The following is a 26,022-nucleotide window of genomic DNA, read 5'->3' as shown; positions in this document are numbered from 1 at the left end:
GGGTTTGAAAAGGGGGCTTTTTTAATTCCAGACCTCTATAGTATTACCAGACCTCTGGATGCGATAGGGCTTCATGGTGTATTGACCTTCTCCTTCGGTAAGTTCACCAGTGATTACATTATATTTATTATTATCACAACCACAGCTGGCTATCACGCCGTTCACAGTCATTCCCGAACATTCATTTGGCGGGTGGTTGGGATCGCTAAGTTCAAAAGCTGCATACTGCGAATTATTGATATTGTAGATAACTATCCCTTTAACCCCGTAATTATAGGTAGCATACGAGTTGCCGGCAAACTGCAGATCGTTGTATTCAGGAAAGTTCAGGTTTAACTGAAACCTGAAATTGAGATCTGGCAGGTTGGGGTTATTCCTGTAATTATCATCAGAGCTGGAACAGGCTGTCACCAGTATAAAGACGAATAAAAAACTTAAAAAATTTTTCATAAAAAGTTGAGTTGCAACGAAAATAATATAATTGTACCTAACGATTAAATTTCTTACATTTGTTTAAAGAAATCCCGCTATAAATGGGATTTTTTCAGTTAATGATGCAATAGTTTAATCCCGGAGGGCTAAACCTTTATATCCGGGCAATCCTGTATCCAGGGATTTTATTTATTACTAAATCATTATAAGGTATTTATTCAGGTACAGGGAATTTTTCCTCCTTGAAGCCCTGAATTATTAAAACGAGAAAGTTATGAGTAAAGTATCTTATTATACCCCAGAAGGGTTGAAAAGGCTTAGAGATGAACTCAATCATCTTAAAGATGTGGAAAGGCCTAAGGCTTCTCAGGCGATAGCGGAAGCAAGAGATAAAGGAGATTTAAGTGAGAATGCAGAATATGATGCAGCAAAGGAAGCTCAGGGTCTGTTGGAAATGAAGATCTCCAAACTTGAAGAAGTTGTGGCGAATGCAAGAGTTATAGACGAGTCTCAGTTAGATACGTCTAAAGTCTTGGTGCATTCTCATGTTAAAATAAAGAATCAAACGAACGGGGCCGAAATGGAATATAAACTGGTGGCCCAGAGCGAAGCCGATCTAAAATCCGGGAAAATTTCAGTAGATTCTCCTATTGGTAAAGGTCTTTTAGGAAAGAAGGTTGGGGATACGGCCGAGATAGAAGTTCCTAATGGCACAGTAAAATTTGAAGTGATAGAGATCTGGAGGGAATAAGCTTTCGTTTAAGTCAAAATTTAATCCTTTTCTTTCATCTGTATTTTCGGATTTGAGAAAAGGATTCTTTAATTTTATTAAAAACCAACCAGATTATGTCAACATTATTTACAAAAATCGTAAAAAAAGAGATACCGGCCTATAAAGTTGCTGAAAACAGTCAGTTTTTAGCATTTCTGGATATAAATCCCAATACAAAGGGCCATGTTCTGTGTATTCCTAAAAAGGAAATTGATAAGATCTGGGACCTGGAGTCAGATATGTATCATGAACTGATGCTTTTTACAAGGTGTGTTGCTCTTGCACTTGAAAAAACGGTGCCTTGTAAAAGAGTAGGGATGGCTGTTGTAGGCCTGGAAGTCCCGCATGCGCACGTTCATCTTATTCCGCTGAATAAGATGGGAGATATGGATTTTTCGAATAAAGTTGAGATGAGCGATGAGGAATTTAAGGAACTTGCAGCCAGTATTAGTTCAAAAGTTGAACTGTGACCGATTTATCCGATTTTAAATTAAGCCTGGAGATTCGAATCGATTGGAGTGATCTAGATATGTATGAGCATGTGAACAATGTTTCTTACATGCGTTACCTTCAAAGCGGACGGGTGAACTTCTGGGAAGCTTCCGGTATTCATGACTTCTATAGAGGTTCCAATCAGGGGACCATGCTGGTTTCCACCAAATGTGATTTCAGAAGACCGCTTTTTTATCCTGGTAAGGCAGTGATCAAAACCAAACTGGATTTTATCGGGAATTCGAGCTTTGGTTTAAAACATATTATTCTTAATGAAAAGGATGAAATATGCGCTGAAGGCCAGGATGTGGTGGTTTGTTTTGACTTTGATCAAAATAAAACCTTTCCTGTCCCTGAATGGCTCCGGGAAAAAATTTCAGAATTCTAAACTTTTTTGAGGCTTATCTGGAAAGTTGAGCCTTTATGGATCTCACTTCGGGCAACTTTTATCTTCCCGCGGTGGTATTCTTCTATGATCCTTTTCGCTAGAGACAGACCTAGTCCCCAACCTCTTTTTTTGGTGGTCTGGCCAGGTTCAAAGATTACCCGGAATTTGTTTTTGTCGATTCCTTTACCTGTATCGGTAATATAAATGTGGGCCTGTCTTATATCCTGTTTGATCTCAACACTCAGAGATCCCTTGCCTCGCATGGCATCTATCGCATTTTTCACGAGGTTTTCAATGGTCCAGCTGTATAGTTGCTCGTTGAGCATCACATAAATAGGCTGTCGTGGGGCTCTGATGCTGAACTCTATAAGGTTGGAACTTCTGGATTTCAGATATTCGAAGCTTTCTCTGGTAGCTCTTACAATATCGGTCTTCTGTAAATTTGGTAAAGACCCGATCTTTGAGAATCTCTCGGTAATGGTCTTAAGCCTTTCTATATCCTTTTCCATCTCTTCAACATAGGAAGGGTCGATATTTTCTGTTTTCAGGATCTCTGTCCAGCCTATCAGAGAACTCAGCGGGGTGCCAATCTGGTGCGCCGTTTCCTTGGCCATTCCAGCCCATAATTTGTTCTGCTCACTGCTTTTCGTTGTGGTATAAAAGAAGTAGACAACGCCGATGAATAGAAAACCAATTAGAGTGAGACCAATTGGATAGTATTTCAACTTATTGAGAGCAGGTGAATTTCCGTAATACAGATACTGGATTTGTCCGTCACCAAGATCAACAGCGATGGGCTCATTCTCATCTTTAAGGTCTTCGAGATATTCCTGAGTTCGCTCGGAATCTTCTAGGATGGTAGGGTCTATGTTTGTGGTATAGGCGACCTCCCCATGTTCATCGGTATGGATTATAGGAATGCTGGTATTGTTGTTCAGGATCTCAAGAACAAGGTCAAGATCGGCATCTTCTGGAGCATTTGCCAGTTCTTCCTGCGCCCTTGCCCAGATATTCATCTTGGCCCTTTCATCTTCCTTCAGCCGCTGAAAAAATATACTTGTGTTCCAGAGCACCAGTATGATGACCACAAGACAGGAAATAATGATAAACCAGCGGTTAAAGCTGCGCTCGTCGGGTAAATGCATGAATTTTTCCGGCTTTTAATCGGAATTAAATATAAGCGTTTTAAATCTATTTTTATTGTGAGGCATTGCTTTTCATTCCTTCCTCGTTTCTTTATCTTTGACAAAAATTAACCTATGTTGAGTATAGAACCTAAGGATGTTAGCGTTGGGAAACTGCATCAGTATCTGCTCGGAGCGATCGGCCCAAGGCCCATAGCTTTTGCCAGTACTCTTGATGAAAATGGCAGACCCAATCTTTCACCTTTTAGTTTCTTTAATGTTTTTGGTTCCAATCCGCCGGTGCTTATCTTTTCTCCGGCCAGAAGGGGAAGAGATAACTCTACCAAGCATACTTTTGAGAATGCCAGGAAAACCGATGAGGTGGTGATCAATATTGTCAATTTTGATATGGTTCAGCAAATGTCACTTTCCAGTACTGAATATGCTGAAGGAGTGAATGAGTTTGAAAAGGCCGGACTAAGCATGCTGAAATCTGACCTGGTAAAGCCTTTCAGGGTAGCTGAATCACCCGTGCAGTTTGAATGTAAGATCAAAGAGGTTGTAGAGACAGGTTCTGAAGGAGGAGCAGGAAATTTGGTGATTTGTCATGTTGTAAAAATGCATATCAAGGAAGATGTCCTGGATGAGAATGGTTTTATAGATCAGTATAAGATAGACCAGGTAGCCCGGATGGGTGGTAACTGGTATACCAGGGCGCGACTTGGAATGTTTGAGGTGCCAAAGCCTCTTTCCACACTTGGGATAGGAGTGGATTCCATTCCACAGGAGATAAGAAACAGTAAGGTACTAACCGGGAATGATCTTGGAAAACTTGGGAATGTTGAGACATTTCCGGAAAATGGTGAAATAGAGGAGTTTTTGAAGAATAATCCAGAAGACGCACAACTGATCAAAAATTGTGATCAGGAGGAAATTCATAAAAAGGCACAGGCTTATTTAGAAAAACATCAGCCTGAAAATGCCTGGAAAATATTATTAGCAAAATAAACGAAATGGAAGTACAAGGAAAAATTAAGCTTATTGGAGAAACTAAGACCTTTGGAAACAATGGTTTTCAGAAGAGGGAACTGGTAATAACTACAGAAGAGCAGTATCCACAGACCTTAATGATAGAATTCGTTCAGGATAAGACCGGTTTACTGGACAGCTTTCAGGTAGGGCAACCTGTTAAGATCGGGATTAACCTTAGAGGCCGTGAATGGGTAAGCCCGCAGGGTGAAACCAAATATTTCAACTCTATCCAGGGCTGGAGAATTGAAAATCTTGCAGCACAGCAGCCTGGTGATCAAAATGTGCCGCCACCAGATCAGTTTGAGCCGGCGAACGATCTTAATGAAGAAGATTATGATGATCTCCCTTTCTAGTTAAAAAAGGATAAATTTTTATAAAGTCCGGTGCTTATGTATCCGGACTTTTTTATTTTAAGATATTAAATTTCATCCATTGTATTTTATAGGTCCATTAGAACAGTTTCCACCAGTAATTTTAGCCGACGAGGACGGGCTTCTTGCCGTTGGAAGGGATATTAGTCCTGAAAGGCTCAGGGAAGCTTATTACAAGGGAATTTTTCCATGGTACAATGAAGATCAGCCGGTTCTCTGGTGGTCACCCGATCCCAGAATGGTCCTTTTTCCGGAAAAGCTCAAAATCGCAAAAAGTATGCGGCCATTGCTGAATAAGAATAAATTCAGGGTAACTTTTAACCAGGAGTTTGAGAAGGTGATGGATACTTGCGGGCAGATTGACAGAAAAGGACAGGACGGCACATGGATCACAGAAGAAATAAAGAAAAATTACCTTCATCTTCATAACGAAGGGCTTGCTTTTTCAACCGAGGTGTGGGATAGGGATGAATTGGTGGGCGGACTTTACGGAATATATCTCAGGGATAAACAAATGTTCTGTGGAGAAAGCATGTTCACGAAGGTTAGCAACGCCTCTAAATTTGGCTTTATCAAGCTGGTGGAAAAACTTAAAAAGGAGGGAATAAAGCTAATAGACTGCCAGGTATATACCAGGCACCTTGAAAGCCTGGGTGCCGAAGAGATTCCTCGCAGCCAGTTCCTTGATTACCTTAAATAGAAACTTTCTTTCCCAGTTCCTTTACCTCCTTATGCCTGAAGCAATCTATTTGATGATCGTTCACCATTCCGGTAGCCTGCATATGGGCATATACCACGGTTGATCCTACGAACTTAAAGCCTCTTTTTTTAAGGTCTTTGCTTAGCTTATCACTGATCTCGGTTGTTGCCGGTGCTTCATTATAATTTTTGATCTTATTCTGAATGGGTTCTCCATCCACAAAATTCCAGATATACTGGCAAAAACTGCCAAATTCATCCTGAATCTTCATGAATTCCCTGGCGTTGGTCACAGCTGCCCTAATCTTCATCTGGTTTCTGATGATTCCGGAATTCTGCATCAGTTCAGTGATCTTGGCATCCTTATATTGCGCGATCTTCTGGTAATCGAAATTATCAAATGCCTGCCTGAAATTATTCCGTTTTCTTAATACTGTGATCCAGCTTAGTCCTGCCTGAAAAGTTTCCAGAGTAAGGAATTCGAATAATTTTTCATCATCCAGCACGGGTACGCCCCATTCGAGATCATGATAAGCCTCGTATAAAGGGTCGCCAACACACCAGCCACAACGTTTAACTTCTTCCATAGTTTAAGATCTAAAATAATAGGTAATGGTTCCGGGTTGTGAATCCCTGCCAGCAAGTTTGCTAAATCTGGCTCCTGCAGAATATTCCAGCGCCCTGTCGGTAAGACATTCATTGTTAGTTGTTGAACTGCCACGGTTTATAGAGGTGTCGATCACATATCCATTCGCATCCACGGTGATATTCACTACAACTTTCCCTGCCTTATCACAGGTATATACTGGATTGGGAATCCTTACGGCACGTCTTCCCTTTAATGAAAAAGAAATCGAACTATAATCGTAAGCTGCGGATTTTTGAGAAGTCTCTTCTGAAGAATCATCTCCATCAGACCGTTGTTTTTTTTCCTCTGAATTTTTTCTGTTTAGCGCATAATTGCCTTCCGAAGATTCATTATCTTCATTTTCAGTCTCTTCCTGTTCAGCACTGTTCTTTTCAAAGATCTCGTTAAGTTTATTCTTGAAATCGGCTTCCCGGGTTTCTTTATCCTGGTTGTAAGCCTGGTGAGTCTGAACATTTCTGCGATTGGGTTGCTGCTGTTCCTTAGGCTCTTCGGGCTCCTTTTCCTCCTGCTGTTCTAATTTAATCTGATCCAGCTGCACAAGCATCTCGCTTACCTCGTCGTTATTAGAGGATAGCTTGAAATTATACAGCCCCAGCATCAGTATCGAAAATAAGAGCGAAGTGATGATCAGGGCTTTATGCCTGTCGAAAAAATCCATACTTTATTAACAGTCAATAAACTTAATTATTCTCTCGTGAAGGTAGCAAATTTTCGAAATACTCGATATCCATTGCATCATCTACAGAATACTCCCCAATCCCGGTGCGTCTTAATTCTGAAAGATGTGCGCCGCTGTTCAAAGCCTGACCGAATTCATGAGCAAGACTTCTTATATAGGTTCCCTTGCTGCAAACTACTCTGAAGTGGATCTTTGGAAAATTTTCTGTATCTATCTCGAATTCCGAAATTTCCACCTTCCTGGATTTTACTTCAATTTCCTTGCCTTCCCGGGCATATTCATAAAGTCTTTTTCCTTCTTTCTTCAAGGCTGAGAAAACCGGCGGAGTTTGTTCGATCTCGCCAATGAATTTTTTCCTTGTTTCCTCAAGGAGCTCCTCCGAAATATGTTCTGTGGGGAAATTCTGGTCAATTTCGGTCTCCAGGTCGTAAGAAGGAGTGGTGGATCCCAAAGTTATGGTGCCTGTATATTCCTTGATCTGTCCCTGAAGCTCGGGAATACGTTTTGTGAATTTTCCGGTACAGATGATCAGCAAACCTGTAGCTAGTGGATCCAGAGTTCCGGCATGCCCCACTTTGATCTTTTTAATATGGCATCTTTTCCTGATGAGCCATCTTACCTTATTGACCACCTGGAAAGAAGTCCAGTTCAGCGGTTTATCAAAAAGAAGTATTTCTCCGGTTTTGAATTCTTCGAGGGTAAATTCCTTATTGCGCATATGCAAAAATAATAGCAGCCAGTCCCACTACAAAACAATAGATCGCAAACCATGAAAGTTTACTTTGTCTTACCAGGGATATCATCCAGGTGCAGGCTACCAGGCCAGCGATGAATGCCGTTACGAACCCAATAGCTAAAACAGAAAATTCAGTGGAACTCTGTGCCAGGTCTCCGCTAAGAATATCCTTTGCGATCTTTCCGAATATAAGGGGCACCACCATTAAAAATGAAAATCGAGCAGCTTTTGTCTTGTCATTTCCTAACAGCACAGATGTTGAAATCGTTGCCCCGCTCCGGGAAATTCCCGGTAACATGGCAATCGCCTGAGAGACTCCAATCACAAAGGAGTTCATGTAGCTTACTTTTTTTCCAGTATCCCTGGCTTTATCTGCAAGCCAGAGTAATAATGCTGTGATAAGAAGCATGAATCCAACGAAGATGATATTACCACTGAACAAAGCTTCCAGCTCATCTTCAAAAAGCACACCTATGATCACAGCCGGCAACATGGAGATTATGATCTTTAAAGAGAATTTTGTCTCCTCATTCCATTTGAACTGAATGAGTCCTCCAATCATCTCAAAAATATCCTTTCGAAAGACAACTATTGTGCTAAGAGCGGTGGCAAAATGAAGAACTACTGTAAAAAGAAGAGATTCTTCCGGTACGCTGGTATCTCCAAGTATAGCTTTTCCAAGTTCCAAATGACCGCTGGAAGAAACAGGTAAAAATTCAGTGAGTCCCTGGATCACCCCAAGGATGGCAGCATCAAATGCGTTCAAGATTCTTATTTTTTACTGGGATTCAACAAAATGGCGTATACCTCGATCGCAAAACCAATGAGTACCAGTGCCGGTGCCAGCCTTATTCTTTGAAAATTATAAATAGCATCGTTGAATTCGTTTGGATCCTCACTTCCGCCACCAGACATAAGTATGAAGCCCAGGGCTATCACTGCAAGGCCTATGAACATAAAGGTATAGTTCTTTTTGCCAAAAACGAATCCTGTATTAAAACTGCCTTTTTGATTGTTTTCTTCTTTCATTTTTAAAAGTTTAAGCTGTAAGCTTATCGCTTTAGGCTTTTAGCTATCAATAATAAAGCTCATCGGTTTTCAGGTTAAGAAAACGAGAGGTCGCAAAATACGTACTTATCCATGTAATCACAATTCCCATAAGGAAGATTCCGATGAATAAAGTGGCCAGCATTTTTACATCACCTAAAAGATCAAGTTCTCTGAAACTGTTGTTCAGATAATAGAGAACTCCTGCCATCCCGATAAGAGCTACAACGGCCCCGATAATTCCAAGTTTAACACTCTGCCATATGAAGGGTCTTCTTATAAAGCCCTTGGTCGCACCAACCATTTGCATGGTTTTGATTATAAACCTTTTGGAGTATACTGCCAGTCTTATGCTACTATTGATAAGGAGAACGGCAATAAATGTAAATACCGAACTTGCGATCAACACCCAGAGGCTTATTTTTTTTACATTATCGTTGAGCAGGGCTATAAGGGGTTTGTCATAGACCACTTCATCTACAAAACTTTTTTCGGTAAGGTCTGCAGCGATCTTATCTACCTGTTCCGAGGAAACAAAATCTGCATTCATATAAACGTCTATAGAGTTCTGTAAAGGATTATATCCCAGAAACTCCATAAAATTTTCACCTATCTCTTCACTGTGCGCCTCGGCTGCTTCTTCTTTGGATACGTAATTGGTCGATTTTGTATAATCGGCCATGGCCAGGCTTTTCTTCAATTGCTCGATCTCAACCTCCTTCGCATTATCTTTCAGATATACGGTAAGGGCGATCTGTTCCTTGAAATGATCGGCCACCTTTTTGGTGTTCAAAACCAAAAGTCCCAGCATTCCTAAAAGGAACAATACCAAAGATATACTTATAACTACTGAAAAATATGAGGATATGAGTCGGCGTTTCTGATACCTTTCAAAAGATGTGGTCATAGAGTGACTTCAGATTTTTTGTAAAAATAAGAAAGTTCGGCTTTCTCGTTATTTAAAACGCTTAAAGTTTATAAAATATTGGGAATCTCCTAATCTTATTCAATTTGTCATGCTGAGCACGGGAGAAGCTAATTTTCGAAGAGTTGCACTTCAACAAGCTCAGTGCAACACTGGTTTCTTGGTCTGAACATGTTTCAGTATCTCCATATATACTGAAATAAGTCCAGGAAGATTTTTTCGATTGAAACCTTAAAGTCAATTCGAGCAAAGCGAGAAATCTATTGAAATTAAAATGAATTCTCAGTCGATATACTCCTTCGAAATGACTCATCCTGAATATTCCATAATGCTGAACGGAGTCGAAGCATGATTTACAGAATGTTAAATGTCACATTTCGACTGCTCTCAATGTGCCACCTGATCTGATAATTAAAACAAAGTCATTCCGAGCGTAATAAATGAATCTCTATATAGTTTCCTAAATTTGAAAAAATTCGATTCATGGAAATACTGGTATATGGAATTGGCGGAGTAGGGGGATATTTTGGCGGAAAGCTTGCCGAGGCAGGTCTAGAGGTTAGCATGATCGCGCGAGGCGAACATTTAAAAGCAATCCGGAAACATGGGCTTGAAGTGGAAAGTATCAATGGGGATTTCAAAGTAAGGCCAAAACTCGCAACCGATGATGTTAGTGAAGTTCCCGAACCCGATCTGGTGATTCTGGGTGTGAAATCCTGGCAGGTACCTGCGGTTGCGAAAGAGTTAATGTCTGTGATTGGAGAAAACACCCTGGTGCTACCTCTTCAGAATGGTGCCAATAATATGGAAAAATTGCTTGAAGTTTTGCCGGAAAAAAATGTGCTTGCCGGTCTGTGTTTTGTAGTTAGTTTCCTTGAAAAGCCTGGTAAGATCAAACATATTGCTTTTGACCCCAAAATCACTTTCGGAGAGATAGATAATTCAAGATCCACCAGAATAGCTAAAATCAAAGGTATCTTTGACCAGGCCGGTATAACCAATACTATCCCGGAAAATATTCAGCTTGAGATCTGGAAAAAATTCCTGTTTATCTGCACCGTGAGCGGTATTGGTGGCTTGACCAGGGTATCTATCGATAAGATAAGGGAAAGTGAATTCCTCTATGATTTAATGAGGAAAACTGCGAAGGAGATGAAAGAAGTGGCAAATGCCAAGGGGATTCCTTTGACCGATAAGCATATCGATATGGTGTTTGAGATCATCAACTCCCAGCCTAAGGGCAATACAGCTTCCACACAACGTGATATTATGCAGGGAAAACCTTCGGAACTTGAGAATTTGAATGGCTATATAGTGAAGGAAGGTGAGAAATATGGTATTGAAACTCCTATAAACCGATATATCTATGAATGTCTGAAACCCATGGAGGCTGAAGCCAGAAAAAGCCTTGAATAGACACCTGAATCATTCCTTATAAGTCCTTTAAAATTGTATTTTTGCAGGCAATTAGTGATTAAAGTCACAGCGAGTGAAGAGACGCAGTCTCATTTAGATTGCTTCCTCATTTCATTCCTCGCAATGACTCCTATGATAACAGGATAATAGTAAGAAAGAACATGAGTTACCACTTTAATAAGATCGAAGAGAAATGGCAGAAATACTGGGCAGAGAACCAGACTTTTAAAGCCTCAAACGATTCTGATAAACCGAAGTATTATGTGCTGGACATGTTCCCCTATCCTTCGGGGGCTGGCCTTCATGTTGGGCATCCGCTGGGATATATTGCCAGCGATATTTATGCTCGTTTTAAACGTCATAAGGGTTTTAATGTGTTGCATCCGCAGGGCTATGATAGTTTCGGGTTGCCAGCAGAGCAGTATGCCATTCAAACCGGTCAGCATCCGGCGGTAACTACCGGAAATAATATTAATCGCTATAGAGAGCAACTTGATAAGATCGGGTTTTCTTTTGATTGGAGCCGCGAAGTTAGAACCAGTGACCCCGATTATTATAAGTGGACTCAGTGGATCTTTATCCAGCTTTTTGAAAGCTGGTATGATCAGGAGGCTGAAAAGTCAAGACCCATTACCGAACTGGAAGAAATTTTTGCTTCTGAAGGGAATACCAGGGTGAACGCAGCCTGTGATGATGACACCGAAAGTTTTTCTGCAGATGAGTGGAATAAATTTTCGACAGATGAAAAGGAAGGGATTTTATTGAAATACCGTCTTACCTATCTGGCTGAAGCCGAAGTGAACTGGTGTCCCCAACTGGGAACCGTTTTGGCGAACGATGAGATCGTGAACGGAGTTTCTGAACGTGGAGGTTATCCAGTGGTAAGAAAGAAAATGACGCAGTGGAGCATGAGGATCTCTGCTTTTGCAGAAAGATTGCTTCAGGATCTTAATGAAATAGACTGGACCGAAAGTCTTAAAGAGAGCCAGCGTAACTGGATCGGGAAATCGGTAGGAGCTCATGTAGATTTTAAAATCAAGGATACAGATCATACAGTGGGGGTTTTCACAACCAGACCTGATACGATCTTTGGCGTGACCTTTATGACGCTTGCCCCCGAACTTGAACTGGTAAAGGAGATAACAACGTCCGAGCATCGCGAAGAAGTTGAAGCCTATATAGAAGCGAGCGCAAAGAGAAGTGAACGTGAACGTATGGCCGATGTGAAAAGCATTACCGGTGTATTTACCGGTGCTTATGCTGAACATCCTTTTACAAAGGAATCAATCCCGATCTGGATTGGGGATTATGTGCTTGCGGGTTATGGAACCGGTGCTGTAATGGCGGTGCCATGCGGGGACCAGCGTGATCATGATTTTGCCAGGCATTTTGATCTGCCAATCAAAAATATCTTTGATAATGTGGATGTTTCTCAGGAAGCTTATGCGGGTAAGGAAGGTACGGTGATCGCTAATTCAGATTTTCTTAGCGGACTTGAATATAAAGAAGCACTGAATAAAGTGATCCTTGAACTGGAAAAGACAGGTCAGGGTTATGGTAAGACAAATTACCGCCTTAGAGATGCTGTTTTTAGCAGACAGAGGTACTGGGGAGAGCCATTCCCGGTATATTATGTGAATGGATTGCCTAAAATGATAGACACGCAGCACCTGCCGCTAAGGTTGCCAGAAGTTGAAAAATATCTTCCCACCGAGACAGGGGAGCCTCCATTAGGCAATGCGACTGACTGGGCATGGGATATAAAAAAGAATGAAGTAGTCTCCAATGATAAGATCGACGACGAGACTATATTTCCTTTAGAGCTGAATACCATGCCGGGATGGGCGGGTAGTAGCTGGTATCTTTTCAGATATATGGATGCCGGGAATGCTGATCGTTTCGTTTCAGAAGAAGCTCAGAAATACTGGGAGAATGTTGATCTGTATATAGGGGGAAGCGAGCATGCCACAGGTCACCTTCTGTATTCGCGTTTCTGGACCAAATTCCTTCATGACCGTGGATGGTTAACAGTGGAGGAGCCATTCAAAAAACTGATCAACCAGGGAATGATCCTTGGAACAAGTGCTTTTGTTTATAGACTTGAAGGTGAGAACGTATTTGTTTCGAAGAATCAAATTAATGGAAATGATGTTCAGCCTATTCATGCAGATGTTTCTTTAGTAAACGCTTCTGATGAGCTTGATATTGAAGGTTTCAAGAAATGGCGTCCGGAATTCGCAGAAGCTAAATTCCTTACTGAAGACGGGAGATACATTGTTGGACGGGAAGTAGAAAAAATGTCCAAATCCAAATATAATGTGGTGAATCCCGATGAAATATGTGCAAATTATGGAGCAGATACCCTAAGGATGTACGAAATGTTCCTTGGGCCACTGGACCAGGCGAAGCCATGGAATACAGCCGGGATCACAGGGGTTCATAGTTTCCTTAAAAAGCTGTGGAAGTTGTACCACAATGGAGAGGAATTTTTAGTTTCAGATCAAAAAGCTTCAGCTGACTCTTTAAAGACACTTCATAAAACCATTAAAAAGGTAACAGAAGATATTGAAGAGTTCAGTTTTAATACTTCGGTTTCAACCTTTATGATCTGCGTTAATGAGCTTACAGCTCAAAAATGCAACAGCAGGGAAGTGCTTGAGCCTCTGGCTGTTCTTATCGCACCTTACGCACCGCATATTGCTGAAGAGCTATGGGAGCGCCTTGGAAACTCAGAATCGGTTTCCACTGCGAAATATCCGGAGTATGAAGAAAAATATCTTGTAGAGAGCACCAAGAATTATCCTGTTTCCTTTAACGGGAAAATGCGATTTACGATGGAATTGCCTTTGGATTTAGCCAAGGATGAAATTGAGAAAACAGTGCTTGAAGATGATCGAACAAAAAATCAATTATCAGGATCAACCCCCAAAAAAGTGATAGTGGTGCCTGGTAAAATTGTGAATATTGTAATTTAACCCCCTAAAAAATATCATGATAGGGGTCAAAATGTTATTTTTTACATTTTGACCCCTATTTTTATTTTCTTTGATTATTTTTCGGAATCTAAAAACTTCAACTATGAAAATCGGGATTCCCAAAGAGATCAAAAACAATGAAAACCGGGTAGGGATGACACCTGCAGGTGTCCTGGAACTTTCCAAGCTTGGGCACGAAATTTTTGTTCAGTCTAGCGCTGGAGAAAGCAGTGGCTTTGACGATGAAGACTACTATGTTGCAGGTGCGAAGATCCTGCCCACCATAGACAGGGTCTATGATCAAAGCGATATGATCATTAAGGTTAAAGAACCTATTCAGCAGGAGTATGAACTTATAAAAGAAGATCAGGTTATATTTACCTATTTTCATTTTGCTTCCAATCAGCAGCTTACCGAAGCGATGATGGAGCGAAAGGCGGTTTGTGTCGCATATGAGACCGTAGAGGAATCTGATGGCACTCTTCCTCTCCTAACACCAATGTCTGAAGTAGCAGGTAGAATGGCCATTCAGCAGGGGGCAAAATATCTTGAAAAACCCGTGAAGGGAAAAGGTTTATTGCTTGGCGGGGTTCCGGGCGTTCCTCCGGGGAAGGTGCTGGTGCTTGGTGCGGGGACTGTAGGAGTGCAGGCTGCAAAAATGGCTGCCGGACTTGGAGCCCAGGTTACAGTGCTGGATGTTAACATGAACAAGCTGCGCTATATAAATGATATAATGCCGAGCCATGTGGTCACAGAGTTTTCAAATGAATATAACATTCGTAAACATATAAGAACCAGTGACCTTATTGTTGGGGGAGTCCTTATCGCAGGAGCCAAATCTCCCAAACTTATCACCAGAGATATGCTTAAGCAAATGCAGCGCGGGGCGGTTATAGTGGATGTCGCTGTGGATCAGGGGGGATGTGCTGAAACTACCAGGCCAACTACTCATGAAGACCCTGCTTATATTATAGACGATGTAGTACATTATTGTGTGACCAATATGCCGGGAGCTGTGCCGCATACATCAACGATCGCTCTTACAAACGTTACTCTTCCTTATGTGCTGAAACTTGCTGAAAATGGTTGGGAAAAGGCATGTGAAGACGATATGGCGCTGGCCAAAGGACTCAATATAGTAAATGGTAAAATCGTTTGTAAGCCTATACTTGAGGCTTTTGACTGGAATAATGCTTTTGTTTAGTGGGGATACTTTAGACTAACCTAGATATAGATCGATAAGGCCTTCCGGGGTAGTAACCTGGATGGTCTTATTTTTTTTATCCACTTTTTGGATGAACTCATCATTCATGGGAATAAGGATCTGCTTTCCGTCTTTTTCGATCTCAAAAAGTGCCTGGGCAGTAGAATCGTTCACAGATACTATTTTGCCAATATTGCCATGTTCCGCATCCTTGACATCAAAGCCAATGATCTCGTGGAAGTAGAATTTATCTTCAGGGAGGTTGGGTAATAAGGTAAGTGGAAGATATAGCCGGGCACCTACCAGGTCTTCGGCATCATCTTCGGTGTCTATATCTTCAAATTTCACCCGAAGTAAGGTGCTCTTCTGTAGTGAGGAGCGCTCTATAAAAAATGGAACCAGATTTTCATTGTATTCAATGAAAACTGATTCCATTTCAGTGTAAGTTTCAGGTTCATCGGTATCCAGTTTTACCAGTACCTCCCCTTTAAAGCTAAATTTGCCAACGATATTTCCCAGGTAGAAGCATTCTTCCTTAGTCATCGCCGGTAGCTGTTTAAGCGTCTTTTTTGTCTTCAGTTTTAGCTTCTTCTGCAGTTGCAGCTCCCGCTTCTTCTTCAGCACTTTCTACAGTAGCTTCGTCTGTTGCCTCTGCAGCTTCAGCAGCGGCAGCAGCCTCTGCTTCTTCAGCTTCCTTGGCTTCAGCTTCACGCTTAGCGTTCGCTTCTCTTTCAGCCTCAAGAGCTTTAGCTTTTTCTTCTTCTTTTGCTTTGTCTAAAGATTCTTTCTTAGCACCTATCTTTCCTTCTTTTTCTTCTAACCAGGCTTTGAATTTCTCTTCAGCCTGCTCTTCAGTCAAAGCACCTTTTTGCACACCTACTGCTAGGTGTTTCTTAAGAAGTGCTCCTTTATAAGAAAGAATAGCACGAGCGGTATCTGTTGGCTGGGCACCATTTTGCAACCATGTAACAGCTCCGTCTACATCAAGTTCGATAGTAGCTGGATTGGTGTTAGGGTTATAGATTCCCAATTTATCCAAAAATTTACCGTCTCTTTTTGCGCGTGAATCCGCAGCAACGATCCAGAAAAAAGGTTTTCCTTTTTTACCGTGTCTTTGTAATCTTATTTTTACTGGCATAAAAATTAAATTTTGGGGTTCTCGACCCCGGTTATTAATAAGTGCGCAAAGATACTACATTTTTCTAATTTTCAAGTATTTCTGCTTCTATTTTACTTCTGGGATAATAATAGTGGGTCTGCACCGGTAATTTGTAATATTAGGAAGAAATTTCGTTAAAATTGGAGTCTCTTGTTAAAAGTGGTTAATTAGTGCTAAACCCTGTTAAATAGATTGTTAGGAAGGGAGTCGGAGTTTATATTTACGCAAAGGAAAAATAAAAAAAGCTATGAGTTATTCTGAGGAAATTTCCAGTATGCTTAATGAATTGCTAGAGAAAAATTATGATGCTGAGAAAGGATATAAACTTGCGGCCGACAAAGTAAAAGATAAGAATCTTCAGAATTTTTTCGCGGCACGGGCGCAGGAAAGATATGATTTTGGACACGAATTAAAGTCTGAGATCCGGAATTTTGGGGAAGCTCCCAGCGATGGATCAAGTCTGGCCGGAGATACCCACAGATCGTGGATGAATCTTAAAGCGAGTCTTTCTAACGATACGGATGAAGCTGTGCTCGAAGAAGCCATACGCGGTGAAAAGGCTGCGGTTGAAGAATATGAAAAGGTGCTTAAGAAGTCGGAAATTCCGGCATCGACAGGAAATATACTGATGAAACAGAAAAATGCGATTGTAGCTGCATTGAACGAAGTCAAAACGCTTGAGAAACAAGCTTAATTGTGCTACTATGGAACGTCTTTCGGGAAATCACCCCAATGACATTATACTGAAGGAATGTAAACACACAGATGCGAGCAATGTTTGATTGAAGTAGTAGTAGTTTTTAGTGTTCGTATCACAGGCCTCACAGGATATCTGAAATTTCAGGTTGCTGTGAGGCTTTTTCATGTAAAATTTTCAAAAATAAATCCAGGTTGTTGCGCCTCTTATTTGGGAGAGGGCGGAACTGGTTTTCTCAGTTCCGGGGAGGTGAAATAAAAATTTGGTTTTTTGGAGTTAGGAATAAAATTATTAAAAGAGTCAGCCATAGAATCGAGTCAATACAGTCCATTACCCAAATTTCTTTATTGGTTGATAAATCCTGAAAACTAAGTTTTAATTCAGCGATAAAGTTCCTTATTTTAGCCGGGATGCTTTAAGTTTGCAGACCATTTATTATTCTTCATAAAGGCTTAAAAAACAAAGGAATGTACCTTATTTTTGATACTGAAACCACCGGTCTTCCCAAGCGCTGGGATGCTCCCTTAACCGATTCTGACAACTGGCCGCGTTGTATACAGATCGCCTGGCAGTTGCACGATGAGATGGGGAATTTAATTGAAAGTCAGGATTACCTGGTGCAACCCGATGGTTTTGATATTCCTTATGACTCAGAGCGAATCCACGGCATTTCAACAGATCTAGCCAGGGAGGAAGGTGTTTCTCTTGACGAGGTCCTGGAAAAATTCAATGAAGCCCTTAAGAAATCTAAATTCGTAGTGGGCCAGAATGTTGGTTTTGACATCAATATAATGGGTGCCGAATTCATAAGAAGGGATTTTGAGAATTCCCTTCAGGAAATGCCTGTTCTGGATACCTGTACCGAAACTACTGCAGAGCTCTGTAAGATTCCCGGGGGACGTGGTGGTAAATTCAAATTACCTACACTTACTGAACTACACGAATTCCTATTTGACGAAGCCTTTAATGAAGCGCATAACGCTACAGCTGATGTTGAAGCTACTACACGTTGTTTCCTTGAATTGATCCGACAGAGAATATACACTGTTGAGGAACTTGATGTTCCTTCAGGTTATTTTGAAGAATTTTCGGAAGCTAATCCGCAGCGCATCGGTCTGGTTGGTCTGAAACATATCAACCTTAAAAAGGCTTCAGACCAGATTAGGAAAAGACTGGAAAAGCAACAGCCTTCAGATGATATTTCCCATGAGGAAATCCAGGAGAACCTGGAAAAGCTGGATGAGGTCCCCTTTGCTCATTTACATAACCATTCTCAATTCTCGGTATTACAATCAACGATTAGTATTCCTGATCTTATAGCGGCGGCGGCAGAAGAAAATATGAATGCCGTGGCCCTGACCGATCATGCAAATATGATGGGGGCCTTCCATTTTGTTAAGGAGGTAGGTATATATAATGGAAAGCTCAAAGCGCATAATGCCGAAGCCGAAGAAAACGGGGAGCCATTAAAGCAGCCCATGAAAGCTATCGTTGGTTGCGAGTTCTTCGTTTGTGAGAACCACGCCGATAAAAGCCGCAAAGATAATGGCTACCAGATTGTGATGCTGGCCAAAAATAAGAATGGTTATCATAACCTGGCCAAGATGTCTTCCAAGGCTTATACAGATGGATTTTATTATGTCCCGCGTATAGACCGGGAGATCATCAAACAATATAAGGAGGATGTAATAGTTCTCACCGGGAACCTGTATGGAGAAGTTCCAAGCAAGATCCTTAATGTTGGAGAAAAACAGGCTGAAGAGGCTTTGTTATGGTGGAAGGAAGAATTTGGCGAAGACCTGTATTTAGAGATCATGCGTCATGATCAGGAAGATGAGAACAGAGTAAATCCAGTCCTGGTTGAATTTTCAAAAAAACATGATATAAAACTGGTAGCGACCAATAATACGTACTACTGGAAGCAGGAAGATGCCAATGCCCATGATATTTTACTGTGTGTAAAAGACGGGGAGAAGCAGGCGACCCCAATTGGTCGGGGCAGGGGGTACAGGTACGGTCTTCCAAATCAGGAATATTACTTTAAGAGCGGTGATGAAATGAAGAGTCTTTTTAAGGACCTTCCGGAAGCCATTAGCAACATCCAGGAAATAGTTGAAAAGGTTGAACCCTTCGAACTGGCCCGGGACGTTCTGCTTCCTAAATTCACCATTCCGGAGCAATTCCAGAGTGAAGAGGACCTTGTTGACGGGGGAAAAAGAGGTGAAAACGCTTATTTAAAACATATCACCTACGAGGGCGCAAAGGTTCGCTATGGCGACATAACCGAAAGTATAAAGGAGCGACTGGACTTTGAATTATCGGTAATTGAAAATACCGGGTATCCTGGTTACTTTCTTATTGTGGAAGACTTCATAAGGGCCGCCAGGGAAATGGGAGTGTCGGTTGGTCCCGGACGTGGATCGGCTGCCGGATCTGCAGTGGCCTACTGCCTTGGAATTACCAACATCGACCCTATCAAGTATGATCTGCTTTTCGAGCGTTTCCTGAATCCCGATCGTGTGAGTATGCCTGATATTGATATCGACTTTGATGATGAAGGCCGAAGCCGCGTTATGGATTATGTGATCAAGAAATACGGGGCTAACCAGGTGGCTCAGATCATTACCTATGGAACCATGGCTGCGAAGTCGTCTATTCGGGATACTGCAAGGGTGCTGGATCTTCCTTTAATGGAGGCCGATAGAATTGCTAAACTAATCCCGAATACTAAACTTGGGAAGCTTTTCGCGATGGACGAAAAGACGATCAAGTCAAAATTCCGCGGGGATGAAATTGAAAAAATAAACGAGCTTTTAAATTTAGCTGAAGGCGATGATCTGGAAGCCGAAACGGTGAACCAGGCCCGTATTCTGGAAGGTTCAGTTCGAAACACCGGTATTCATGCCTGCGGGGTGATCATTACACCCGGCGATATTACCAATTATGTGCCTGTTTCGGTTGCTAAGGATTCCGACCTGTATGTGACTCAGTTCGACAACTCGGTAGTGGAAAGTGCCGGTCTGCTGAAGATGGACTTTCTGGGTCTGAAGACCCTTACCTTAATAAAGGATACGGTAAAAATTGTAAAAGGCCGTCACGGAATCGATCTCGATCCGGATAATTTTCCGCTGGACGATGAAGAGACCTATAAGCTTTTCCAGAGAGGAGAAACCATTGGGATATTCCAGTACGAATCTCCCGGGATGCAGAAGCATATGCAGTCCTTAAAGCCTACGGTTTTTGATGACCTTATCGCTATGAATGCGTTATATCGTCCCGGGCCTATGGAATATATCCCCAGTTTCATTGCCCGTAAGCATGGAGAAGAAGAGATCTCTTATGATCTTCCGGAAATGGAGGAATACCTTGAAGAGACCTACGGAATTACCGTTTACCAGGAGCAGGTGATGCTTTTATCGCAGAAACTGGCGGGGTTTAGTAAAGGTGAAGCAGATATGCTTCGAAAAGCGATGGGTAAAAAGATCGCTGCCCTTTTGGCACAATTGAAGCCAAAGTTCATAGATGGAGGTAAAGAAAAAGGCCATCCTGAAGAGGTGCTTGAAAAGATATGGAAAGACTGGGAGGCTTTTGCTTCCTATGCTTTCAACAAGTCGCATTCCACCTGTTATGCCTGGATCGCTTACCAGACAGCCTATCTGAAAGCGCATTATCCTGCAGAATATATGGCAGCTGTACTTTCCAATAATATGAACGATATCAAGCAGGTCACCTTCTTTATGGAAGAATGTAAGCGTATGAAGCTTAATGTTCTTGGGCCTGATGTGAACGAGTCCTATTATAAATTCTCTGTAAATAAAGATAACGCGGTTCGCTTTGGAATGGGGGCGATAAAAGGAGTTGGAGCTGGAGCTGTGGCTACTATCGTTGAAAACCGAAAAACGAAAGAAGGTCCATATAGATCCATTTTCGATATGGCAAAAAGAATAGACCTGAGAGCTGCCAATAAAAAGGCTTTTGAGAACCTTGCTTTGGCCGGTGGATTTGACGGTTTTGGAGGGACACATCGTGCGCAGTATTTCCATGATGATGGCAGCGGAATGAGCTTCCTGGAAAAAGTGGTAAAATATGCGCAAAAATTTCAGGAGAATCAGAATTCCTCACAGGTTAGCCTTTTTGGCGAAGCCAGTGAAGTTCAAATCCCCGAGCCTGAAGTGCCGCCATGTGAGGAGTGGGGCACCATGGAAAAACTTCGTCGTGAGAAAGAAGTTGTTGGGATCTATATATCGGGGCATCCGCTGGATGACTTTAGGATTGAGATGAATTATTTCTGTAATGGTAAAATATCCGATTTCAGGGACCTGGAGTCCATAGTGAACAGGGATCTTACGATTGGAGGTGTTGTCGTAGATGTGCAGCACCGCGTTTCCAAGAATGGTAAAGGCTGGGCAATCTTTACTGTGGAGGATTATGATGAGTCTTATGAGTTTAAGATCTTTGGGGAGGAATATCTAAGAATGAAGCACTTTTTTGTTTCTAATAATTTTATACATATGAAGGTCTTCGTAAAAGAAGGCTGGACCAATAAAGATACAGGGAAGAAAGGAGACCCAAGAATACAGTTCAGGGAGATGAATTTATTGCATGATATCATGGATAAATATGCGAAGAAACTTACAATTCAGCTGAACATCGATGATCTACATAGTGAAAAGATCGAATGGCTGAAGGATACTTTTATGTCTCATAAGGGGGAAAGCCATCTGAATTTTGTGGTCTATGAAATGAAGGAGCAGGTAAAATTGCATATGCCCAGCAGGAAACACAAGATCAGGATATCCCAGGAACTTATTGAAATACTCGAAAAGGAACAGTTTATGTATAAATTGAATTAATACCCCAAAATAAAAGCAACCAATATGCTTATAGTCAAATATAATATTGGTGATGTAAGGAATAATTATTTTATTGACTACTTTTACGAATCAAATTAAGAATTTAGAAAAATAACATATTATGGCTATTGAAATAACTGACGCGAACTTTGAAGAACAGGTACTTAAAAGTGATAAGCCTGTAATGGTAGATTTTTGGGCTGCATGGTGCGGACCATGTAGAATGGTTGGACCAATCATCGATGAAATCAGTACGGAATATGACGGGAAAGCCGTTGTAGGAAAACTGGACGTTGATGCTAACCAGGAATTTGCCGCTAAGTATGGTGTTAGAAATATACCTACCGTACTGGTTTTCCAAAACGGTGAGGTTGTAGGTCGCCAGGTTGGAGTAGCTCCAAAGCAGACTTACGCTGACGCTATCGATCAATTGTTGCAATAAAATTTAGAAAAAAATAATTATTCAAGCCACGCATTAGCGTGGCTTTTTTAATTCATAAAGTATAGGTAATTTAATACCTGCTATGAATATTGAAAAAGAACTTCATGAAACCGGCGGATTTTTAAATCTTGACCTCCTCGCAAAACAGGTGGTGGAAGGTTATATCTCCGGGATGCATAAGAGTCCGTTTCACGGGTTTTCTGCCGAATTCGCCGAGCATAAGATCTATAATAGCGGGGAGAGTACCCGGCATATAGACTGGAAGCTGTTTGCGAAGACCGATAAGCTTTATACAAGAAGATATGAGGAGGAAACCAATCTGAGGTGTCATCTGATTATTGATAATTCGGCTTCCATGCATTATCCGAAGATGAAGGGTCAGAGTCTGGACTCTCTTAATAAGATAGGATTCTCGGTTCTGGCCTCGGCCTGTTTGATGCATATTTTAAAACGGCAGCGCGATGCCGTGGGAATAAGTATCTATAGTGATGAATTTGAGTTCTATGCTCCCGAGAAATCCAGTGAGCGGCATCATCATATGCTTTTGGATAAACTGAACAGTATACTGAAAAATCCTGCGAAACGGAAAAATACCGATACCTATACGTACCTGCATCAGATCGCTGAAAAATTAAAGAGGCGATCCCTGATCTTTCTGTTTACAGACATGTTTCAGGCCGACACCGATGAGGAGAGACTTTTTGAGGCTTTAAGGCATCTGAAATATAACCGGCATGAGGTGATCCTTTTTCATGTGATCGATGAAAAAAGGGAACTTGATTTCAATTTTGAAAACACCCCTCGCCGCTTTACCGACGTGGAAACAGGGATGGAGGTTGACCTGTATTCAGATAACATCAGGGAGAATTATAAAAAGGCCGTAGAGGAGTACCTCGATAACTTAAAAATGCAATGTGCCAAATACCGTATAAAGTATGTGGAAGCCGATATCAATAAAAATTTTGACAATATTATGACCGCATATTTACTTGAGAAACAAAAGTTTGGATAGGGGGCTTATTTTTCGTGCTAAAAATATTTAAAAAAGGTTTGGTGAAATTAAAAAGGGTAGTATATTTGCCCTCGCAATAAAGCAACGGTCTGGTAGTTCAGTTGGTTAGAATACCTGCCTGTCACGCAGGGGGTCGCGAGTTCGAGTCTCGTCCAGACCGCAAAATTGCAAAAAAGCTCCTACGAAAAATGGGGGCTTTTTTTGGCACTAATGATTAGTTGTGTTGTTTGTCCCGACTTGTCGGGATGTGTAGTTAGCACTGAGAGGTGCTAGCCAATGAGAAGCTTTTTTCCGTTGATTCGGGAAGAGGCTTTTTTGTTTTTGGAGTTTTTCGTTCCATCTGATTTCACTTTTGGTAATTCAAAGAAATTGATGGCAATTGTTGACAAAAGGCCTTTTAGCCATACCTGAGAAATTCTTTCCTGAAAAATTAAGCCCGGATATTTCAATACACTCGTTCCCACTTTCATCGAAAAGAGCACTGATGCGATCATACTCTTTTTCTGTAAGCTGGCTGTAATTAACTTCACAATTGGGCTCTTCATTTACCAGGCATTCACATGTTGAAGCTACTTTTATATAAGAATAGAACTCACAATCCAACTGTTCATCAATCCAATCCTTTGAACAACCTGATGAAAGAAAGATCAGGTAAACGAGTAAAGCACCAGCTGAACAATAGTTTATTAAGTTTTTCATGATGCTTAATTTTTAAAATTGACTCTTTAAAAATATAGCCTTCAATTAGAACGAATGTCCAGTATCATGTTTCCTACAGGTTTTCGGACAAATTTTTTGATGGCATTTATTGTGAAATAAACTTGAGGGAAGTTAAGAGATGTTTATGGCTGATTTATAATCTAAGTGTCGCAAGTATTTTGGCTAGCCAATGAGAAGCTTTTTTCCGTTGATTCGAGAAGAGGCTTTTTTGTATTTTAGGATTCTTATTTCATATCCTTTAATGACGTTACTTAATAATCTATTCTAGTTCTTTCATTATGAAAAAAATACCTTCAAAAAGGTATTTTAAAAGATTTTAATGAATGATATATTTGTAGATATTGATGTGTCAATGAAAGAATTAGTCGAAAAAGATCAGGATTTTAAAAAAGAATACTTAGCTGCTAAAGAAAGCATTTTAATTATAAGTATGTCCATCATAGCCATTTCTTCAGTCTTAATAACATTACTTATCATGTTATTATAGTTCCACCTTTTCTCCCCTTTTATACTACCAAAAATAAGATGTGTGAGGAGCTGATTAAACAATCAGAGGCTTTTTTTCTTGTATTATGGAAAGAGATTTTTTGTTTTTAGATTTTAATTGTAAATAAAACTGTGCCGAAAGGATATCAGGCATTAGATGATTGGGTATAAAACTGAATCATCAAACTCTTTTACGAATTCTTTAGATTTCATCTATAGCCCAAAAACCCTGGACTTTTTCATAATTACCTTTAAAACTGGCCCCCCAAGCCCAGCAAATGGTAAGTACTCCTAAATCTTCGGGTTTTTCAGGCTTAATAGATAATTTTTTATTAGAGATGCTTAACCGGATCTTTCTAAAAGAGAGACCGGCTTATATTAATACTTTCAGCCTTTTTCAACTATTCTAATTAGGATTGATGAATGACCTAACTATATTTAAAATTACAATGATGATGGATAGAGCTTGTTGATAAACTGTTGTGATGACTGTAAAGATTCTATCCTTGATAATTCAAATAAATTAAGGAGGATTATTATTGTCTAGTTAAAAAAGGCTGGTAGTATTGTTTTCATAAGATGATTTTTGATTAAATGATTTTCTTTAATAAGTCTAAATAACTAATAATCAGTGGTTAAAATAAACGATGTGGGACGAAAGCATCGATATGTTGTCCGGGTAAGAAGATTTACTGAGCAAGGCGATCAAATGGTTTGTAGTCGCTTGAGCAATTCCTTTTTTAAAGGTTTACTAATGGGAATAGCTTTCCTGCCAATGACGATATGGGTGGTGGCTATCTCTGTGATTTGAGAAATATTAATGATATAAGACCTGTGGACCCTTAAAAAGGGTTTGGACGGTAACTTCTTATCCATCTCTTTCAGCGTCATGACAAGGAGATATTCCTTGTTGCTGGTGAAGATGCGGCAATAATTCCGTTCGGCTTCAATGTAAAGTATGTCTTTAATATTTACTTTTACCATTGAATTTAGATGCCGCACAAAAATACAGTCATTTAAGATGAAGGCTTCATCTTCTTTAGTTTTGGAATTAGAATTGTTTTCATTTTTAAAGCCTACTTGGGAAACAGTCAATTCGATTGCCCGTTGCAGATCTAATTTTTTGAAAGGTTTGGCTACAAAAGCGTAAGGATGTGTTTCCTTTGCCCGGTTGAAATGTGCTTCGTCTGCATTTGCGGTTAGATAGATCACAGGGATATCGTGAGTTTTTTGCATTTCCAGGGCGGTCTCTATTCCATCTAAAGATCCTTTGAGGTTGATGTCGAGCAGTAATATATCCGGAGTTTCTGATTTTATATGCATTAAAGCTTCTTCTCCTCTGGGAACAATACCGGTAACCTCATATCCTAGTTCATTTAACTGTAATGAGATATTAGCCGCGATGATCATTTCATCTTCCACAATAAGTATTTTTATTTTTTCACTCATTATGCGCTTTTGCTGATTAAAAAGTCAAATTCAATATGAGTTCCTTTATCATTACGTTCTGTCATTGTTCCATTGAGTTGTCGGGTTAGTAATTTCACCAGTTGTGAGCCAAATCCTGTACCTTTTGGCGCAAGACCATTTGTTTTCCCAACCCCGTTATCTATAACCTTTAATCTCAAATTTTGTTCAGAATCTTTCTGCAGGCTGATATTAATAACGCCTTGTTGTTCTTGCGGGAAAGCATATTTAAGCGCATTGGTAAG

27 protein-coding genes and 1 tRNA gene are annotated in these 26,022 nt (G+C 40.7%); 15 read left to right on the top strand and 13 right to left on the bottom strand.

Annotated features, from left to right (window positions below; all coding sequences use genetic code 11):
- Positions 1-21: 21 nt before the first annotated feature.
- The gene (locus LU635_RS06090; RefSeq protein WP_240097243.1) at positions 22-450 is read right to left on the bottom strand and encodes a Rieske (2Fe-2S) protein; all 429 of its coding nucleotides are present in this window, start codon (positions 448-450) and stop codon (positions 22-24) included.
- A 256-nt stretch (positions 451-706) separates the two neighbouring features.
- On the opposite strand from LU635_RS06090, the gene greA reads away from it, so the two are divergent.
- The 3 genes from greA to LU635_RS06075 all read left to right on the top strand — a co-directional run bounded on the left by greA (position 707) and on the right by LU635_RS06075 (position 2,084).
- Positions 707-1,183: a transcription elongation factor GreA gene (gene greA / locus LU635_RS06085; protein WP_240097242.1), complete on the top strand. Its 477-nt coding sequence runs from the start codon at positions 707-709 to the stop codon at positions 1,181-1,183.
- Positions 1,184-1,278: 95 nt separating this feature from the next.
- Positions 1,279-1,674, top strand: a complete 396-nt coding sequence (locus tag LU635_RS06080; RefSeq protein WP_240097241.1) for an HIT family protein — start codon at positions 1,279-1,281, stop codon at positions 1,672-1,674.
- A complete protein-coding gene (locus LU635_RS06075; protein ID WP_240097240.1) occupies positions 1,671-2,084 on the top strand; it encodes an acyl-CoA thioesterase in 414 nt (137 codons plus the stop codon). The genes LU635_RS06080 and LU635_RS06075 overlap by 4 nt, the downstream gene beginning before the upstream one ends.
- Here the strand turns inward: LU635_RS06075 and LU635_RS06070 are convergent.
- Complete coding sequence (locus tag LU635_RS06070; RefSeq protein ID WP_240097239.1) at positions 2,081-3,229, bottom strand: sensor histidine kinase; 1,149 nt, start codon at positions 3,227-3,229, stop codon at positions 2,081-2,083. The genes LU635_RS06075 and LU635_RS06070 overlap by 4 nt on opposite strands.
- Before the next feature lie 114 nt (positions 3,230-3,343).
- Here LU635_RS06070 and LU635_RS06065 point away from each other — a divergent pair, with 114 nt between their 5' ends.
- From LU635_RS06065 to aat, 3 genes are all read left to right on the top strand, one after another.
- On the top strand, positions 3,344-4,216 hold the full coding sequence (locus LU635_RS06065) for a flavin reductase family protein (RefSeq protein ID WP_240097238.1): 873 nt from the start codon (positions 3,344-3,346) through the stop codon (positions 4,214-4,216).
- Between the two features lie 5 nt (positions 4,217-4,221).
- Positions 4,222-4,593, top strand: coding sequence for a DUF3127 domain-containing protein (locus LU635_RS06060; RefSeq protein WP_240097237.1), 372 nt, complete (start codon positions 4,222-4,224; stop codon positions 4,591-4,593).
- A gap of 79 nt (positions 4,594-4,672) precedes the next feature.
- Positions 4,673-5,311, top strand: coding sequence for a leucyl/phenylalanyl-tRNA--protein transferase (gene aat, locus LU635_RS06055; RefSeq protein WP_240097236.1), 639 nt, complete (start codon positions 4,673-4,675; stop codon positions 5,309-5,311).
- On the opposite strand, the gene LU635_RS06050 is transcribed toward aat, so the two are convergent.
- From LU635_RS06050 to LU635_RS06025, 6 genes are read right to left on the bottom strand one after another with little or no spacing between them, the layout of a single operon-like run.
- On the bottom strand, positions 5,304-5,897 hold the full coding sequence (locus LU635_RS06050; protein WP_240097235.1) for a DNA-3-methyladenine glycosylase I: 594 nt from the start codon (positions 5,895-5,897) through the stop codon (positions 5,304-5,306). The two genes, aat and LU635_RS06050, sit on opposite strands and share 8 nt — an antisense overlap.
- A 3-nt stretch (positions 5,898-5,900) precedes the next feature.
- Positions 5,901-6,617 (bottom strand): energy transducer TonB family protein, encoded by a 717-nt coding sequence (locus LU635_RS06045; protein WP_240097234.1) that lies wholly within the window; start codon positions 6,615-6,617, stop codon positions 5,901-5,903.
- 22 nt (positions 6,618-6,639) lie between these two features.
- Positions 6,640-7,356: a tRNA pseudouridine(55) synthase TruB gene (gene truB / locus LU635_RS06040; RefSeq protein ID WP_240097233.1), complete on the bottom strand. Its 717-nt coding sequence runs from the start codon at positions 7,354-7,356 to the stop codon at positions 6,640-6,642.
- Positions 7,346-8,140 carry an undecaprenyl-diphosphate phosphatase gene (locus tag LU635_RS06035; protein WP_240097232.1) on the bottom strand — a complete coding sequence of 265 codons (795 nt, stop codon included), beginning with the start codon at positions 8,138-8,140 and terminating at the stop codon, positions 7,346-7,348. Before LU635_RS06035 ends, truB begins: the two co-directional genes overlap by 11 nt.
- A gap of 5 nt (positions 8,141-8,145) precedes the next feature.
- The gene (locus LU635_RS06030) at positions 8,146-8,403 is read right to left on the bottom strand and encodes a DUF3098 domain-containing protein (protein ID WP_240097231.1); all 258 of its coding nucleotides are present in this window, start codon (positions 8,401-8,403) and stop codon (positions 8,146-8,148) included.
- Positions 8,404-8,449: 46 nt separating this feature from the next.
- Positions 8,450-9,328, bottom strand: coding sequence for a cell division protein FtsX (locus tag LU635_RS06025; protein ID WP_240097230.1), 879 nt, complete (start codon positions 9,326-9,328; stop codon positions 8,450-8,452).
- A gap of 501 nt (positions 9,329-9,829) precedes the next feature.
- Between LU635_RS06025 and LU635_RS06020 the strand changes: the two genes are divergently transcribed.
- The 3 genes from LU635_RS06020 to ald all read left to right on the top strand — a co-directional run bounded on the left by LU635_RS06020 (position 9,830) and on the right by ald (position 14,941).
- The gene (locus tag LU635_RS06020; RefSeq protein WP_240097229.1) at positions 9,830-10,762 is read left to right on the top strand and encodes a ketopantoate reductase family protein; all 933 of its coding nucleotides are present in this window, start codon (positions 9,830-9,832) and stop codon (positions 10,760-10,762) included.
- A gap of 161 nt (positions 10,763-10,923) precedes the next feature.
- A complete protein-coding gene (gene leuS, locus LU635_RS06015) occupies positions 10,924-13,737 on the top strand; it encodes a leucine--tRNA ligase (RefSeq protein ID WP_240097228.1) in 2,814 nt (937 codons plus the stop codon).
- Between the two features lie 103 nt (positions 13,738-13,840).
- Positions 13,841-14,941: an alanine dehydrogenase gene (ald, locus tag LU635_RS06010; RefSeq protein WP_240097227.1), complete on the top strand. Its 1,101-nt coding sequence runs from the start codon at positions 13,841-13,843 to the stop codon at positions 14,939-14,941.
- A 15-nt stretch (positions 14,942-14,956) separates the two neighbouring features.
- Here the strand turns inward: ald and rimM are convergent, their stop codons facing one another.
- Both rimM and LU635_RS06000 read right to left on the bottom strand, forming a co-directional pair.
- Entirely contained in the window at positions 14,957-15,484 is a 528-nt protein-coding gene (rimM, locus tag LU635_RS06005; RefSeq protein WP_240097226.1) for a ribosome maturation factor RimM, read from the bottom strand.
- Between the two features lie 13 nt (positions 15,485-15,497).
- The gene (locus LU635_RS06000) at positions 15,498-16,079 is read right to left on the bottom strand and encodes a 30S ribosomal protein S16 (RefSeq protein WP_240097225.1); all 582 of its coding nucleotides are present in this window, start codon (positions 16,077-16,079) and stop codon (positions 15,498-15,500) included.
- Between the two features lie 268 nt (positions 16,080-16,347).
- Between LU635_RS06000 and LU635_RS05995 the strand changes: the two genes are divergently transcribed.
- The 5 genes from LU635_RS05995 to LU635_RS05975 all read left to right on the top strand — a co-directional run bounded on the left by LU635_RS05995 (position 16,348) and on the right by LU635_RS05975 (position 23,264).
- The gene (locus LU635_RS05995; protein WP_240097223.1) at positions 16,348-16,794 is read left to right on the top strand and encodes a ferritin-like domain-containing protein; all 447 of its coding nucleotides are present in this window, start codon (positions 16,348-16,350) and stop codon (positions 16,792-16,794) included.
- Between the two features lie 470 nt (positions 16,795-17,264).
- Positions 17,265-21,650: a DNA polymerase III subunit alpha gene (gene dnaE / locus LU635_RS05990; RefSeq protein ID WP_240097221.1), complete on the top strand. Its 4,386-nt coding sequence runs from the start codon at positions 17,265-17,267 to the stop codon at positions 21,648-21,650.
- 121 nt (positions 21,651-21,771) lie between these two features.
- Positions 21,772-22,092 (top strand): thioredoxin, encoded by a 321-nt coding sequence (gene trxA / locus LU635_RS05985; RefSeq protein ID WP_240097219.1) that lies wholly within the window; start codon positions 21,772-21,774, stop codon positions 22,090-22,092.
- 82 nt (positions 22,093-22,174) lie between these two features.
- Positions 22,175-23,104 (top strand): DUF58 domain-containing protein, encoded by a 930-nt coding sequence (locus LU635_RS05980; RefSeq protein WP_240097217.1) that lies wholly within the window; start codon positions 22,175-22,177, stop codon positions 23,102-23,104.
- Positions 23,105-23,190: 86 nt separating this feature from the next.
- Positions 23,191-23,264: transfer RNA gene (locus LU635_RS05975), tRNA-Asp, on the top strand.
- 200 nt (positions 23,265-23,464) lie between these two features.
- On the opposite strand, the gene LU635_RS05970 is transcribed toward LU635_RS05975, so the two are convergent.
- Positions 23,465-23,803, bottom strand: coding sequence for a hypothetical protein (locus LU635_RS05970; RefSeq protein ID WP_240097215.1), 339 nt, complete (start codon positions 23,801-23,803; stop codon positions 23,465-23,467).
- A 340-nt stretch (positions 23,804-24,143) separates the two neighbouring features.
- Between LU635_RS05970 and LU635_RS05965 the strand changes: the two genes are divergently transcribed.
- On the top strand, positions 24,144-24,311 hold the full coding sequence (locus LU635_RS05965) for a hypothetical protein (RefSeq protein ID WP_240097213.1): 168 nt from the start codon (positions 24,144-24,146) through the stop codon (positions 24,309-24,311).
- Positions 24,312-25,015: 704 nt separating this feature from the next.
- On the opposite strand, the gene LU635_RS05960 is transcribed toward LU635_RS05965, so the two are convergent.
- Together LU635_RS05960 and LU635_RS05955 are read right to left on the bottom strand one after the other, a co-directional pair.
- Complete coding sequence (locus LU635_RS05960) at positions 25,016-25,759, bottom strand: LytR/AlgR family response regulator transcription factor (protein ID WP_240097211.1); 744 nt, start codon at positions 25,757-25,759, stop codon at positions 25,016-25,018.
- The coding region (locus LU635_RS05955) for an ATP-binding protein (RefSeq protein ID WP_240097208.1) at positions 25,759-26,022 on the bottom strand (264 nt) is incomplete at its 5' end. The genes LU635_RS05955 and LU635_RS05960, both read right to left, overlap by 1 nt.

The organism is Christiangramia crocea (assembly GCF_022410465.1).
Taxonomy (GTDB): Bacteria; Bacteroidota; Bacteroidia; order Flavobacteriales; family Flavobacteriaceae; genus Christiangramia; species Christiangramia crocea.
Note: the sequence above shows the minus strand (reverse complement) of the source record. Positions and strands in the feature narration are given on the sequence as shown.